Annotated in this window: 9 protein-coding genes; 3 read left to right on the top strand and 6 right to left on the bottom strand. The window is 72.2% G+C overall.

The genetic code is table 11. From position 1 onward, the window contains the following. Positions 1 to 17: 17 nt before the first annotated feature. Entirely contained in the window at positions 18 to 1,199 is a 1,182-nt protein-coding gene (locus F0L68_RS05870; protein WP_223198535.1) for an AfsR/SARP family transcriptional regulator, read from the bottom strand. Positions 1,200 to 1,365: 166 nt separating this feature from the next. On the opposite strand from F0L68_RS05870, the gene F0L68_RS05875 reads away from it, so the two are divergent. Continuing rightward, entirely contained in the window at positions 1,366 to 3,765 is a 2,400-nt protein-coding gene (locus tag F0L68_RS05875) for a helix-turn-helix domain-containing protein (RefSeq protein ID WP_149848429.1), read from the top strand. 25 nt (positions 3,766 to 3,790) lie between these two features. Here F0L68_RS05875 and F0L68_RS05880 read toward each other — a convergent pair whose 3' ends face one another. Both F0L68_RS05880 and F0L68_RS05885 read right to left on the bottom strand, forming a co-directional pair. Next, positions 3,791 to 7,195: an error-prone DNA polymerase gene (locus F0L68_RS05880; protein ID WP_149848430.1), complete on the bottom strand. Its 3,405-nt coding sequence runs from the start codon at positions 7,193 to 7,195 to the stop codon at positions 3,791 to 3,793. 526 nt (positions 7,196 to 7,721) lie between these two features. Continuing rightward, positions 7,722 to 9,350 carry a DNA polymerase Y family protein gene (locus F0L68_RS05885; protein ID WP_149848431.1) on the bottom strand — a complete coding sequence of 543 codons (1,629 nt, stop codon included), beginning with the start codon at positions 9,348 to 9,350 and terminating at the stop codon, positions 7,722 to 7,724. 84 nt (positions 9,351 to 9,434) lie between these two features. Between F0L68_RS05885 and F0L68_RS05890 the strand changes: the two genes are divergently transcribed. Further along, complete coding sequence (locus F0L68_RS05890; RefSeq protein ID WP_149848432.1) at positions 9,435 to 10,235, top strand: hypothetical protein; 801 nt, start codon at positions 9,435 to 9,437, stop codon at positions 10,233 to 10,235. 328 nt (positions 10,236 to 10,563) lie between these two features. Here F0L68_RS05890 and imuA' read toward each other — a convergent pair whose 3' ends face one another. Then, positions 10,564 to 11,394, bottom strand: coding sequence for a DnaE2-dependent mutagenesis accessory factor ImuA' (gene imuA' / locus F0L68_RS05895; RefSeq protein ID WP_306463143.1), 831 nt, complete (start codon positions 11,392 to 11,394; stop codon positions 10,564 to 10,566). 346 nt (positions 11,395 to 11,740) lie between these two features. Between imuA' and F0L68_RS05900 the strand changes: the two genes are divergently transcribed. Next, positions 11,741 to 12,487: a flagellar basal body-associated FliL family protein gene (locus F0L68_RS05900; protein WP_149848433.1), complete on the top strand. Its 747-nt coding sequence runs from the start codon at positions 11,741 to 11,743 to the stop codon at positions 12,485 to 12,487. Positions 12,488 to 12,933: 446 nt separating this feature from the next. Here the strand turns inward: F0L68_RS05900 and purH are convergent, their stop codons facing one another. Next, positions 12,934 to 14,535 carry a bifunctional phosphoribosylaminoimidazolecarboxamide formyltransferase/IMP cyclohydrolase gene (gene purH, locus F0L68_RS05905; protein ID WP_223198536.1) on the bottom strand — a complete coding sequence of 534 codons (1,602 nt, stop codon included), beginning with the start codon at positions 14,533 to 14,535 and terminating at the stop codon, positions 12,934 to 12,936. After that, a complete protein-coding gene (gene purN / locus F0L68_RS05910; RefSeq protein ID WP_149848434.1) occupies positions 14,532 to 15,137 on the bottom strand; it encodes a phosphoribosylglycinamide formyltransferase in 606 nt (201 codons plus the stop codon). Before purN ends, purH begins: the two co-directional genes overlap by 4 nt. Positions 15,138 to 15,209 lie beyond the last annotated feature (72 nt).

Genomic DNA, 15,209 nt, shown 5'->3' on the forward strand with positions numbered 1-15,209 from the left:
ACCGGTGGCAGGCGCGGCTATTCGTCGCCGAAAAGCGTGTCGTCGCCGCGCAGCACCGCCTGCTGCGCCCGCCGGAGCACCGAGCCGGGCTCCATGCCGAGGTCGTCGATCAGCCTGCGGCGCGTCTGGGTGTACACGGCCAGCGCGTCGGCCCGCCGGCCGCTGCGGTACATGGCGTGCATCAGCAACACGGCAAGCGGCTCGCTGTGCGGGTGCTCCGGCACCAGGGCCCACAGCTCGCCGACCGCCTCGGCGTGCCGGCCGAGCCGCAGCTGCCACGACAGCTTCCGCAGCGACAGCGCCATCCTGCGCTCGGTCAGCCGCAGCCGCTCCAGCTCGGCGAACGGCCCCGGCAGCGTGGCCAGCGGCTCGCCCTGGAACAGGTCGAGCGCCCTCGCGTACCCGGCGACCGCCTCGGCCAGGTCGCCGGACCGCTGCACCCGGTCCGACTCGGCGACGATCTCCTCCATCCGCGTCGAGTCGAGCGACATCCCGGCGCCGACGAAGCGGTAGCCGCACCTGTCCCGGCTGATCACCGAGTCGGGCCTGCTGTCGCCGAGCTTGAGGCACTTGCGCAGCCGGTACACGTACACCGGCACGACGTTCCCGACCGGCGACTCCAGCCCCCAGACCCCGTCCAGCAGCTCCCGCTGGCTGACCGTCACGTCCGGGCGCAGCGCCAACGCGGCCAACAGCGCCTGCTGGCGGACCGGCCCGAGGTCGAGCGGCTCGTCGTCGCACCAGGCCCGCAACTGGCCGAGCACCGACAGCCGAAGCCGGGGCCCCTTGACCGGGGCCGGGGCCTGCGCGGGCACCGACACCGACACGACGCTCGACGCGACCGGCGGCAACGCCGGCTCCCGGAAGGTCATCCGCAGCGCCTGGCCCGCCGGCTTCTCCGCCCACACCGCCTGGCCCTTGCCGACCGGAGCAGGCCACTGGCCGGGGATGACGATCCCGTGGTCGAATGCGTAGACGATGGCGGCGGCCCGGTCGCGCAGCCCGAGCTTGGTCAGGATCCGCGCGGTGTGGCTCGCCACGGCGACGTCGGAGATGCCGAGCCGGGCCGCGATCTCGGAGTTGGTCAGGCCCCTGCCGACCACCCGAAGCACCTCGTGCTCGCGGACCGTGAGCATTCTGGCGGCGGCCGGACGCACCGCGGCACCGAGCAGCTGGTCGGCGGATGTGGTCGGCGCCATGGCGGACTCCCCGTTCTTCGCGATGTGGCCGGAGTCCTGATCGTGGCGTTCGGGCCGGTCAACGGGCCAGGCCAGGGAACCGGCCGTTTATGGCCGGTAGGCCCATCAGTACTGAGCACTAGAGTTCGCACCTGGGAACAGACGCCATGACGGAAGGGCCGCCGGCTTGACGAACCAGTTCGGCGCGCTGCTCCGGCGGCTGCGGCGCCAGGCGGGCCTGACCCAGGAGCGGCTGTCGGAACGGTCCGGCATCGGCGTCCGGACCATCCGCGGCTTCGAGACCGGCGAGCGCACCGACCCCAGGGTGGCGACGGTACGGATGCTGGCCGACGCGCTGGCGCTCGCCCCGGCCGATCGGGACGAGCTGCTGGCCGCGGCGGCGGGCCCGACCGGGCCCGAGCCGTCGGCACCGCCGGAGGCGGGCGGCACCGGGCACGTGTCCGAGCACCGGCCGGAACCGGGGGCCTCGGCCGGGCGGTCTCGCTCGGCGCTGCACGACACGTTGGCCGAGACGGCCGACCAGCTCGCGCTGACGGTGGGCACCCGCTGGCAGCGCGAGGAGGAGCAGCGGCAGATCCAGGACCCGTTCCCGCTGCCGGTGCGGTGGCAGGCTGCGGACGAACACCTGATGGACCACTGGGCCAACATCCGCCGCGCCCCGGCCGGCGAGCGCCCCGGCCCGCTCGACCTCGCCGGCGAGCTGGACGGGATCCTCGACGCCTACCAGCGGTTACCGTCCGGCCGCCTGGTGGTGCTCGGCAGGGCCGGCTCGGGAAAGACGATCCTGACCGTGCGGTTCGTCCTCGACCTGCTCAGGAAGCGGGCCCGCGCGAACGCCGTGCCGGTGATCTTCAACCTCGGCTCGTGGAGCCCGACCACCACCTCGCTGCGCGAATGGCTGACCGGCCAGCTCGTGCGCGACTACCCCGGCCTGGCCGCGCCGGGCCCCGGCGGGTCGACGCTCGCCGCCGCGCTGGTCGAGGCCGACCTGGTGCTGCCCGTCCTCGACGGGTTCGACGAGATCGCCCATGGCCTGCACCGCGCCGCGCTGGAGGCCCTCAACGCCACCACCCTGCCGATGCTGCTCACCAGCCGGCCCGCCGAGTATGCCGCCGCCGTGGCCGGCACGGACGTGCTGACCTCGGCGGCCTGCGTCGAGCTGGTCGACCTCACCCTGACGGACGTGGTCAACTACCTGCCGCGCACCACCAGGAGGACCTCGGCCGAGGCGACCGTCTGGGATCCCGTGCTGGCCGAGCTGCGCGAACGGCCCGACAGCGCGGCCAGCGTCAACCTCGCCGCAGTGCTGACCACGCCGCTGATGGTCATGCTCGCCCGCACGATCTACAGCAACACCCCCGACCACGATCCGGCGACGCTGCTGGACACCGGGCGGTTCGGCACTCCGGAGGCCCTCGAGGACCACCTGCTGGACAGCTTCATCCCCACCGTCTACCGCTACCAGCCCGACACCGGGCAGCACCGGCCCCGACGCCGGCAGTGGGACCCCGACCGCGCCGAGCACTGGCTCGGCTACCTCGCCGGACACCTCCACCGGCTCGGCACGCACGACCTCGCCTGGTGGCAGCTCGGCACGAGCATGCGCCGCTCGTCGCGCGCGGCCGCGGTCGGTGTCCTGGCCGGGCTGCTGATCGGCATCGTGGAATGGCTCGTCGCCGGCGTCCTCGGCGGGTTCCTCGGCGGGTTCGACGTCGGCTTCGGCGTCTGGTTGCGGTACAGCCTCGCGGACGCGCTCATCGTGGGCGGCACGGCCGGGCTCGCCTTCGGGTCCATGCACTGGCTGACCAGCCGGCCCGGCGGCACGACCTTCGAGCCCTCGCGCGTGCACATCCAGTTCCGGGGCTCGACCAGGAAGGTCAGGCGACGCCTCGCCCGCCGGATCGTGGTCGGCCTGGCCGGCGGCCTGATGTTCGGCGTCGGCTACGGCCTGGTCTTCGGGGGCGTGCAGGGAATCCTGTCCGGCTACCTCGAGACGTGGCTGCGGGCGGGGCTCATCGACGCGTCCGTGTGGGGGCTCGTCTTCGGGCTCGGCGCCGGGCTCGTGTACGGGCTGATGAGCTGGCTTGAGGCGCCGCTGGACATCAGGTTGGCCGCCAGCCCCACCGAACTGCTGAACACCAACCGCAGGACCGTCGGCCTCCAACTGCTCGTGTGGGTGCCGGTGTTCGGGCTCACGGTCGTGCTTGGCGGCGTGCTCTCCGTCGCGCTTCTCCAGGGAATCCTCGGCCCGCTCGTGTTCACCGTGCTTGGCGGCATCGTGTGGGGGCTCGTCGGCGGGATCGGCGGCGGGATCGGTTACGCGATCAGCCTGACCGCCTGGGGCCGGTGGGTGGCGCTGGCGCGCATTTGGCTGCCGCTAAGGGGACGGCTGCCGTTGGCGGTGACCGATTTCCTCGACGACGCCTATCAGCGGGGCGTGCTGCGTCAGGCCGGCGCGGTCTACCAGTTCCGGCACGCGAGACTCCAGGACCATTTGACGAACGGTTTTCGGGCGCGCCAACGGAAAACCCACTCACGGAAATCGCGCCGACGGAAACCCGACTGACGGAATCCGACTGACGGGAAAGCGGCTAACGAAAGTCGCGGGAGCGGGACGGAATGCGGAGATCGAGATGCTGCAATCGGTCCGCGAGCAGGCTCACCACGCCGTCGGCCTTCTCCACCACACCCCGGATCAGCAGCGCGGGACTCGCCCGCGCCACCCGCCGGTAGCGCGCCCACAGGCCGGGTGAGCAGACCACGTTCACCATGCCCGTCTCGTCCTCGATGCTGAGGAACGTCACCCCGCCCGCGGTGGCCGGCCGCTGCCGATGGGTCACCGCGCCGCCGATCAGCACCCGGCTGCCGTCGTCGACCTTGGCAAGCTCGGCGGCCGGCAGCGCGCCGAGTGACGCGAGCCGGCCGCGGACGAACTGGGTCGGGAAGCTGTCCGGCGACAGGCCGGTCGCCCACACATCCGCGACCGCGAGCTCCACCTCGTCCATCCCAGGCAGCGCGGGCGCGCGCAGGCCGACAGTGGTGCCGGGCAACCGATCCGGCCGCTCGCCGGCCACCGCACCCGCCGCCCACAGCGCCTGCCGCCGGTCCACGCCGAAACAGCCGAACGCCCCAGCCGTGGCCAACGCCTCGACCTGCGGCGTGCTGAGCCGGACCCGCCTGGCCAGGTCGGCCATGTCCCGGTAGTCGCCGCCCCGCCGCCGCTCGGTGACCAGCCGCTCCGCGAGATCCTGGCCGATGGCGCGCACCACGCCGAGGCCGATCCGCACGGCCTGCTCCGAGCTGTCCGGTGTCCTCGGTTCGAGAGTGGCATGCGCCAGGCTCGCGTTGACGTCCGGGCCGCGCACCTCGACGCCGTGCCGGCGGGCGTCGGCCGCCAGCGACTGCGGCGAGTAGAACCCCATCGGCTGCGCCCGCAGCAGCGCGGCACAGAACGCGGCGGGATGGTGCAGCTTGAACCAGGCGCTGACGAACACCAGGTGCGCGAAGCTCAGCGCGTGGCTCTCCGGGAAGCCGAAGTTGGCGAACGCCAACAGCTTCCGGTAGATCTGCTCGGCCAGCTCACCGGTGATCCCGTTGGCGGCGGCCCCGGCGTGGAAGCGCTCGCGCAGCCGCTCCATCCGCTGGGTGGACCGCTTCGCGCCCATCGCCCTGCGCAGCTCGTCGGCCTCGGCCGGGCTGAACCCGGCCACGTCGACGGCGATCTGCATCAGCTGCTCCTGGAACAGCGGCACGCCCTTCGTCTTGCGCAGCGCGCGTTCCAGCAGCGGATGGTCGTAGGTGACATCCTCCAGCTTGTTGTGCCGGCGGATGTAGGGGTGCACCGACCCGCCCTGGATCGGGCCTGGCCGGATCAACGCGACCTCGACCACCAGGTCGTAGAACTTCTTCGGCTTCAGCCGAGGCAGCGTGGCCATCTGGGCGCGGCTCTCCACCTGGAAGACGCCGACCGAGTCGGCCCGTTGCAGCATCTCGTAGACGCCCTTGTCGGTCAGGTCGAGCGCGCCCATGTCCACGTGGACGCCCTCGTGCTCGCGCACCAGGTCGATCGCGTAGTGCAGGGCGGAGAGCATGCCGAGCCCGAGCAGGTCGAACTTGACCAGGCCGATGGACGCGCAGTCGTCCTTGTCCCACTGCAACACCGTGCGGTCGTCCATCCTGGCGCGCTCCACCGGGCAGACCTCGCTCACCGGGCGGTCGCAGATCACCATGCCGCCGGAGTGGATGCCGAGGTGGCGCGGGAAGTTCTCCAACTGCGCGGCCAGTTCGAGCACCGGTCTCGGGATATCGCTTTCGTCCACTGTGGACTCAAGCGGACCCCAACGGTCGATCTGCTTGCTCCACGCGTCCTGTTGGCCGGCGGTGTAGCCGAGCGCCCGCGCCATGTCCCGCACCGCCGACCGCGCCCGGTAGGTGATGACGTTGGCGACCTGCGCCGCGCGCAAGCGGCCGTACTTCCGGTAGACGTACTGGATGGCCTCCTCGCGGCGGTCGGACTCGATGTCCAGGTCGATGTCCGGCGGGCCGTCCCGCGCAGGCGCCAGGAAGCGCTCGAACAGCAGCTCGTGCCGCACCGCGTCGACCTGGGTGATGCCGAGCGCGAAGCAGACCGCGGAGTTGGCCGCCGATCCCCTGCCCTGACACAGGATGTCGTTGTTCCGACAGAACCGCACGATGTCCTCGACCACGAGGAAGTAACCGGGGAAGCCGAGGCCTTCGATGACCCTCAGCTCGTGCTCAAGCTGGTGGTACGCCCGGGGATTCTCCGTCGCGGTGCCGAACCGCGCGGGCGCGCGGGTGTAGGTGAGGTCGCGCAGGTAGCTGTCCTCGTCGTGGCCCTGCGGCACGTCGAAGGGCGGCAGCTTCGGGGCGACCAGCCGAAGATCGAAGGCACAGCCGACGCCGAGCAACGCGGCCCGCTGCACCGCGCCGGGATAGCGGCGGAACCGCTCGGCCATCTCCGCACCGGACCGCAGGTGCGCGGTGGAGGCGGGCGGCAGCCAGCCGGCCATCTCGTCCAGTCCCCTGGTCGCCCGCACCGCAGCCATGGCTGCGGCCAGCCGCGCGCGCCGGGTCGTCGCGTAGTGCACGGCGTTGGTGGCCACGGTCGGCAGGCCGAGATCCCGCGCCATGCCGTTGAGCAGGTCGTTGTGCGTGCTGTCCTCGGGCAGGCCGTGGTCGATCAGCTCGACGAAGACCCTGTCGCGGCCGAACATCGAGACGAGGCGGCGGAGTTCGTCGGCGGCCGCGGCCGGGCCGTCGCGGAGCAGCGCGCGGCGGACCGCGCCCTTGCGGCAACCGGTGAGCACCAGGCAGTGGTCTCTGGTCTCGGCGACTATCCGGTCCAGGTCGTAGACCGGTTGCCCCTTCTGGGAGTGGTTCGCGTCGTGCTCGTGGTGGTTGCTGTTGTTGTCGGACTCTTCGGGATAGCCGGCCAGTTGGCCCGTGGTGATGGTCCTGCATAGAGCGTGGTAGCCGGACGCTCCGTCGGCCAGCAGCAGGAGGTGTTCGCCCACCGGGTCGGCGATGCCGTTCTGGGGCTCGGGCAGGTGCAGGCTCAGCTCCGTGCCGAAGATCGTGCGCACGCCGAGTTCCTTTGCCGCCTCGGCGAAACGCACCACCCCGTACATGCCGTCGTGGTCGGTCAGCGCGATGGCGTCCAGGTCGAGCCTGGCGGCCTCCTCCACCAGTTCCTCCGGGTGGCTGGCGCCGTCGAGGAAACTGAAGTTGGAATGACAGTGCAGCTCGGCGTAGGGCCGCCGTTCCGACGCGGCGGAGGGCCGGTCTTCCCGCGCGACGCCGCAGAGGTCGTCCGCGCCGGGCAGGTCGATGTCCTCGGGCAGCGAGTACCTGTCCCGGTGCCGCGTCCACGCCGGGCTGTCGTTGCCGTCGCCGGGCTGCTGGCCCGGCAACGGCGGCCGACCGGACAACGCGCGTTCCAGCTCGCCCCACCGGATGGGTGGGTTGTTCCAGCCCATCAGGCCTCGCCGTGCGGACTGCGGGGCAACGGGATCACGTTGGGCGGCAAGGGCTTCCACCCGAACGCGGCTGGATAGGCCGGGATCGAACCAAGGCTGTCCCTGCTGATCCGCAGCCCCGGCCACGGCACACCCGAGCCTGCGCTGTTCTTGCGCGGCCGTGGACGGGGACGCAGCTGGGGATGGGGCACGGCCTGGCCCGCGCGGTCACCGTGCGGCTCAGGGCGGGGCGCCGTCGAACCCGCACTGTCCCCACCAACGCGCGGCTCGACCCACGACGACTCGGAACGGGCCGACTCAGGACGGAGCGACTCGAGATAGGCCGACGCTGGACCGGCACCATCCCCACCATCCCCACCGACCCGCAACCCGGGCCACGACACAGCCGGACCCGCGCCGTCCCCGACCACGCCCCAATCCCTGTTCCTGTCCCTGCTTCCGTCCCTGTCCACGCGCAGCTCGGGGCAGGGCGTTTCCAAACCGGCCAGCAGCTTGGTCACCTCGGTCAAGAAGTCCTCGGACATGGCTAGTCGTACTCCCCTTCCACAGTCCACCGGCCGCCCTCGCGGACCAGCAGCAACGCCGTCTCTTCCGTCTTCCCCGGCTCCCCGGCCAGCACCACCTGGATCCGCGCCCTTCTGCGCGCCTTCGCCGGCTCCCACCACTGCTCGTCAGCCGTCCACGGGCCCGCCCAGCCGCGCACTCGACGCGGCGGCCTCCCGTCCACCGCCACGCGGTACGGCTCGGCGGTCAACCGGTGCCTCCCGGTCACCCCGACCTCCGTCCCCTCCTCGTCGAACACCTGCACGGGGATCGGCTCGTCGGGCACCGTGGCCGGGAACGGCGGCGGCAGCCGGCCGGGCCACGGCAGTTCCGGATCCGTCCCAGGGCTGCGTTCGTCGCCCCACGGCACCAGCCGCACCCGGTCGGCCGGGCCGCGCCCGCCGCCGAGCACCGGGGTGACCACCGCCTCCGGGCCGAGCATTCCCTGCACCCGCACCAGAACCCGACCGGCCCGCTCGGCGTTCTCCCCCTGGTCCTGGCCCGCCCCGGCCCACAACCCCAGCTGGAGCGCGGTCGCGTCGACCACCTCCTCGGGGTCCAGCCGCAGCAGGGTCAGGCCGGCGCTCGGCCCGGCCGTCCGACGCAGGCCCCGGCCGGTGAGCCAGCCGTCGAGCTGCCACCGCACCCGGTCGGCGAGGCCCGCCGGGGTCAGCGGTTCCGCGCACCGCCAGACCCGGCACAGCTCCTCGCCCCGCTCGGTCCTGGCGTGGATGGCCAGCCGGGTGCAGGCGAGTCCTCTGCCGGCCAACTTCTCGTGCAACCGCTCGGCCAGCGCCCGTGCCGCGAAGGCCGCCGTGTCGACCCGTTCGATCGGCGGATCGAGTTCCTCGGTGACCGCCAGGTCGGCAGGCGGGCGACGGCGGGCGGGCGGGCGTTCCTCCAGCCCCCTGGCCAGCCGGTGCGCGAGCACGGCTGGGCCGCCGAACCGGGACGCGACGTCCCGCTCGGGCACCGCGGCGAACGCGCCGAGGGTCCGCAGTCCGAGCCTGCGCAACAGGTCGACCAGCTCGGTCCGGCCCTTGCCGCGTCGTTCAGCCGGCTGGTCCAGCTCGCCGATCCCCAGCGGCGCGAGGAAGGCCGCGGTATCGCCGTCGGGGACGACCAGCCCCCGGTGCGCGGCCAGCGTCGCGGCGAACAGGCCGCCCGCGACGCCGACCTGGCACTCCACTCCGGCCGCCGCGGCGACGTGGTCGACCAACCGTTCGGCCGCCGCCTCGGCGCCGCCGAAGTATCCGGCCGGACCGCGCGCCGGCACCGCGACCACTCCCGGCCGGTACACCTCGATGCCCGGCGCGAGATCCTCGACGGCGGCGGCCACCGGCTCGAACAGGCGCGCGTCCCTCCCCTGGTCGTCCTCGAACACGACCAGTTCGGGGCAGCGGGCCTGGGCCGGGCGCTTGCTCATGTCCCTGGCAACTCCCTCGGCCCTGGCCACGGCCGAGCAGGCGATCACCCGGTTGGCGGCGAGCACCGCGACCGGGATCTGGGGCGGCAGCCCGGCCTCGGCGGCGGCCGCGACCACCGGCCAGTCGGGGCACCAGACGACCAACGTCTGGGCAGGTGGGGTTCGGTCGGACGGTTCACCAGGCATCTGTTCGCCGTGCTTCTCGGGGTGGCCGGGGTTTTTCGGGCGATTGCCCCAGGTCAGGAGGCCGGTTGGCCTAACATGCGCGCCATGAACAGGCGTGGCAGACGACCGACATCGCCGCAGGATCTGTCGTTTCTCGGCTGCCTCGGGGTGTTCGCCGGGATCATCGGGCTGATCGTGTTCATCGCTGTGTCCGCCTCGTTCCTGATCGGCCTGCGCGGCTCCAGCAGCAGCGCTCCCGTCCTCAACAAGGACGTCCTCCCGCTGTGGATCAGCGGCCCGATCACGGCGGCGGCGGTGGTTGGTGTCCTGTGGTGGGTCCAGCGTTACGGCCGCGCCAACGAGGAGGAACTCGGCGACAGCACCGGACCGCGCAAGGGCCACTACGCCAGCCGGCTGCCCTTGTGGGTTCGCGGCCTCGGGCTGGTCCCCATCCTGTTCCTGCTGCCGATGTTGATGACCGGCGGCCCGCCCAGGTCGAGCAGCCGGTTCCAGCACAGCTACACGATCCCCGAAGTGGTGGTGGCCGCCCTGGGGGTGGTCGTGAGCGTGCCGCCGATCATGGCGCTGTTCGCCGGCCGGGGGATCGTCCTGGCCGGGACGATCGCCGGCTGGCTCGGCTGGTCGGCCACGACTCTCGCCGGGCAGTACGGCTGGGGCGCCGCCATCGCCGCCGGCGACCTGGTCTTCGCCGGCGTCGCAATATGGCTGATCCAGCGCGCTCGACGAAAGGCCACCCCACCGGACGCCGCCCCGCGCGCGCCCAGGCCGTACACCCCCAAGCGGCGCAGCGGTAAGGGGCGGCGCAGTAAGGGGCACAGCGGTAAGGGGCACAGCGGTGAGGGGCGCGACGCCGAGCGGCGCACCACCCCGCCGCCGAGCGGCTGAGCCAGACACAGGCTCCCGCGCCGACCCAGCTGCGACGGAGCCAAGCACGCGCTCCCACGCCGGCTCAACCGTGACGGGACCAAGCACCCGACCCCGCACTGATCCAGCCGCGATAGGACCAAGCACCCGACCCCGCGCCGGCCCAGCCGCGACGGGGCCGAGCAGTTGTGCCCAGGTCAGCTCCGTCGGCGAGGGCAGCGTGCGGCGCTGCCTGGCCGGTGCCCAGGCCGCCGAGGCCGCCGAGGCCGCCGAGGCCGCCGAGGCCGCCGAGGCCGGACCGTGGGCGCGGAGGACTTGGTTGGGGAGGACTTGGTTGGGGAGGACTTGGTTAGGCAAGGTGGAGGTCACCTCGCTTCGGGGTGCCGGCCGTGTTGAAGGCACCCGGGCTGCCAGTGGTGTTGCCCCGGCTGCCGGCGGTGTCGAGAGCGTCAGCGGTGCTGAGGGCGTCGGGGATGCCGAGGGTGTCGGGGATCAACGACTGCGGCACCGGTTCCTGCGTGAGTCGGACCGAGCCGCCCTCGGTGGGCAGCCGCAGGTCGAGGCGCACCGGGCGGGCCGCTGCGCCGCGGCCCCTGGTGCTGACCACGACGTCCCGCTCCCGCAGGAGCCCGTGACCGTGACCGAGGCCGCGCCACTGCCCCGCCGAGCAGCTGACCTCGAGGTCGGCCCCTGGCCACGGCCCCAGCGGGATGAGCACGGACCGCCGTTGCCGTGCCCTGGCCGAGAGCCGTCGAGCCACATCGGCGGTGATCACCTGCGGGCGGGATGACCTGCTGTGGGAACGCTGGCCGTGGGGTTGCTGGGAGTGTTCCGGGACGGCGACCACGACGAGATCCACTCCGTCGAGCAGTGCGCCGACCACCCCGACCAGCTCCGCCCCTGGGCGCGGGACGAGTGCGAGCCGGTGCACCGCCACACCAAGCTCGGCTGCGGCGAGCACGCCGAGGCTGGGCAGGCCGACCACCGCGGCCCACGAACCCTCGGCCGTCGCCACGGCCAGCAGCGCCAGCAGCAACGATGTCGATCCGCGCACCGACACCGTGCTGCCGCGCCGCAATCCTCCCCACGGGAGCAGGCCTGCCAGTTCCGCGTGCACCGGCAGGACCCGCCCCGTGACCACATCAGCCGGTGTCGTGGTCAGCCCGCTGGCCGCACTCACCCCGTGGAGCGCAGTCAACGACGCCGTAGCCGACCTGGACACCAGCCCTCCTCCTGTGTGCCGTGCAGCACCCCTGAAGCACGGACCACCGTGAGGAAGTCGGTGGTTGGATGGCCGGTCCGCGAGGGTGGCCACCCTGGTTATCGAACATACGTTCGAACGAACAAGGGAATCGTAGCTGGTGTGCCCGGTTGGCTGTCAACGGGTTCCGGTCACCTGATCGGGGGAGATTCAACGCGACCCGGACCACCACTAGGTGACCGGAAAACCCCACTCTGGGTAACAGCGGGGATACGCGGATGACAGACTCTCGCGCGGACACACCGCGCTCATCCCAGGGGGGATCATGACCGCACCACCGCCGCCGGGCTGGGGACAGCAGCCGCAGGGCCAGCCGCCGTACGGCTACCCGCAGCAGCAGGGCCAGCAGCAACAGGGCCAGCCGCAGCCGGGCCAGCCACCGCAGTACGGCCAGCCGAAACGCAGGAGCCGCACCGGACTGATCGTCACCCTGGCGATCGTCGTCGTGGTGCTGCTCGGCGCGGGCGGCTACTTCTTCTACCTGTACTCCGCGTACTCCAAGGCGCAGGGCAGCGCGGCGAGCGGCCAGCAGCCGCCGCCCGAGTGCAAGATCAGCGAGCAGACCCAGGCGCAGGCGCACACCACGAACTTCTTCCTCAAGGCCAAGTCGAAGCCGGACGACCTCGTGCCGTCAACCACCTGCTCGTGGGAGCAGACCGAGGGCAAGGACGGCACGGACCGCCGCGTGCTGGCCATCCTGGTCACCGACTACCGCGGCTTCAAGGAGGACGCCGAGAAGCAGGCCGGCAAGGCTTACAGCGGCTTCGCCGACCACCCGGTGAGCGGTGAGACGGTCAAGAAGGTGCCGGGACTCGGCGACGAGGCCAGCTACTCGCTGCCGCCGGTGCCCGGCAGCCAGGAGGTCGACCTGGTGATCCGCAAGGGTTCGATCGTCTACAAGTTCGAGTACATCGGCGAGAACCGCGGTTTCTTCGGCAACACACCGTTCCCGGTCGACGAGGGCGAGCGGATCACGAAGCTGGCCGCGCAGGACGTGCTCGGGCAGCGCTGAGGACCAGCCGCCGCTGAAGTACTGGAGCTTGAACGCCGTGATGTGGCCGCCGAGGACGGCCTCGTCGACCCTGCTGGACAGGCCGGTGCTCCACCTGGCGTCGTAGGTCGGCCCCGAGGTGTGTTCGTTGCAGGTGAGCTGCGTGGACAGGTCGTAGGTCACGCAGTCGCTCGACGTGCAGGCCGGCCCGCCGGCGGGACGGACGGGCGACTGGTGCCCATTCGGTGGGCGGCCCGGCGGAGTTTGCGTCAGTCGACAGAAATAGGTACCAGCCGAAATGTACGGGCGCGCAGAATTCGTCACCCACATGGTTGCCGGTGATCGGAGAATTCCCGCAACAAAGGAATCAGCGAACGACGCGCGGACGCGGGCCGAACGGTCGAGGCGGGCCCGGCGCATCGCGTGCCGGGCCCGCCTCGGGGGTCGAAAGGGTCGAGAGGGTCCGATCAGTGCGCGAAGTGGCGGGTGCCGGTCAGGTAGAGCGTCACGCCGGCCGCCTCGGCCGCCGCGATCACCTCGGCATCCCGCACCGAGCCGCCCGGCTGCACCACGGCACGCACTCCGGCGTCCAACAGCACCTGGAGGCCGTCGGGGAACGGGAAGAACGCGTCGGAGGCGGCCACCGAGCCGCCTGCCCGGTCGCCGGCCCGCGCCACCGCGAGCCGCGCGGCGTCGACCCGGTTGACCTGGCCCATGCCGGCCCCGACGGTCGCGCCGTCGTGCGCGAGCAGGATCGCGTTGGACTTGACCGCGCGGCAGGCCCGCCAGACGAAGGCGAGGTCGGCGAGCGTCTGCTCGTCGGCCGGCGAACCGCAGGCCAGCGACCAGTTCTTCGGGTCGTCGCCGTCGGCCTCGATGGTGTCGACCGTCTGCATGAGCAGGCCGCCGGACACCGCGCGGAGCTCGACCCCGCCGCGCACCCTGGGCTCCGCCACCAGCACGCGGACGTTCTTCTTGCGTGTCAACACATCCACCGCGCCATCGGCGTAGGACGGCGCCACCACGACCTCGGTGAAGATCTCCGCGACCTGCTCGGCCATCTCGACGGTGACCTCGCGGTTGGCCGCGATCACGCCGCCGAACGCGCTCAGTGGGTCGCAGGCGTGCGCCTTCCGGTGCGCGTCCGCGATCGCGCCCGCACCGTCCACAGTGGACACCGCGATGCCACACGGGTTGGCGTGCTTGATGATCGCCACGCATGCCTCGTCGTGGTCGAACGCGGCCCGCCACGCGGCGTCGGCGTCAACGTAGTTGTTGTAGGACATCTCCTTGCCGTGCAACTGCTGCGCGGTCGCCAGCCCGGCAGGGTCGGCGGCCGACACGTAGAGCGCGGCCCGCTGGTGCGGGTTCTCGCCGTAGCGCAGCACCGAGGAACGCTGCCAGGTCGCGCCCGCCCAGCCGGGGAACCCGGAGCCCTCGTCGTCGGGGGCAAGCGAGCTGCCGAGCCAGGACGCCACGGCCACGTCGTAGGACGCGGTGTGCCGGAACGCCGCCACCGCGAGGTGCTGCCGGTCGGCGAGCGTGAAGCCGCCTGCCCGCACCTGGTCGAGCACCCAGTCGTAGCTGGTCGGGTCGACCACGACGGCCACGCTGGCGTGGTTCTTCGCCGAGGCGCGCACCATGGCGGGGCCGCCGATGTCGATCTGCTCGACGCAGTCGTCCTGCGAGGCGCCGGAGGCGACGGTCTGGGTGAACGGGTAGAGGTTCACCACCAGCAGGTCGAACGGCTCGATGCCCAGCTGCGCCAACTGTTCGACGTGCGCAGGCCGCCGGGTGTCGGCGAGCAGGCCGGCGTGCACCTTCGGGTGCAGGGTCTTCACCCTGCCGTCGAGGCACTCGGGGAACCCGGTCACCTGCTCGACCGGGGTCACCGGCAGGCCTGCCTCGGCGATCGCCTTGGCGGTGCCACCGGTGGAGACGATCTCCACGCCGGCCGCGTGCAACCCGGCGGCCAGCTCGGCAAGCCCCGCCTTGTCGGAAACCCCGATCAGTGCCCGGCGAACCGGCCGCCGTTCGTGCACAGTCCCCGCGGAGTGGGTTGCGGTCACGGAATGCTCACCTTTCGTCCGTTCACGGTGCAGCCCTCGCGGGCCAGCCTGGCGACGACGTCGACGAGCAGCCGACGTTCCACCGCCTTGATCCGTTCGTGCAGGCCGTCGACGTCCTCGTCTGGACGCACCGACACGGCCTCCTGGGCCAGGATCGGCCCGGTGTCCACGCCCTCGTCCACCAGGTGCACGGTCGCCCCGGTGACGCGCACACCGTAGGCGATGGCGTCCCGCACCGGATGCGCGCCGGGGAAGGCCGGCAGCAGGGCGGGGTGCGTGTTCACCAGCCGACCGCCGAAACCGGCGATGAAGGCTGGGCCGACGATCTTCATGAATCCCGCCGACACCACCAGGTCCGGCCGGTGCGCGGCGACGGCCTCGGTCAGCGCGGTGTCCCACGCCGTCCTGTCCTCGTGGTCGCGCAGGCGGGTCACGAAGGTCCGCACGCCGGCCCGCTCGGCCCTGGCCAGCCCCTCGATGTCGGACCGGTCCGCGCCGACGGCGACCACCCGTGCCGGGAAGTCCTGGTCGGCGGCCGCGTCGAGCAGGGCCTGCAACAGGGTGCCCGAACCGGAGACGAGTACGACGATTCTGGCCGGCACCGGCAGGGTGAGCCGGTTGCTGTGCTGGTCTGTTGCGCTCAGCGTGATCTCCTGGCGGGTCGCGTCGAAAGC

It is taken from the genome of Solihabitans fulvus, from assembly GCF_008386585.1.
Lineage (GTDB): Bacteria > Actinomycetota > Actinomycetes > Mycobacteriales > Pseudonocardiaceae > Solihabitans > Solihabitans fulvus.

What these genes read in the sequence shown, in the direction of transcription:
- F0L68_RS05890 (WP_149848432.1), top strand. Translation starts at nt 9,435, where the DNA reads ATGAACAGGCGTGGCAGACGACCGACATCGCCGCAGGATCTGTCGTTT.
- F0L68_RS05880 (WP_149848430.1), bottom strand. Translation starts at nt 7,195, where the DNA reads ATGGGCTGGAACAACCCACCCATCCGGTGGGGCGAGCTGGAACGCGCG.
- F0L68_RS05885 (WP_149848431.1), bottom strand. Translation starts at nt 9,350, where the DNA reads ATGCCTGGTGAACCGTCCGACCGAACCCCACCTGCCCAGACGTTGGTC.
- F0L68_RS05900 (WP_149848433.1), top strand. Translation starts at nt 11,741, where the DNA reads ATGACCGCACCACCGCCGCCGGGCTGGGGACAGCAGCCGCAGGGCCAG.
- F0L68_RS05870 (WP_223198535.1), bottom strand. Translation starts at nt 1,199, where the DNA reads ATGGCGCCGACCACATCCGCCGACCAGCTGCTCGGTGCCGCGGTGCGT.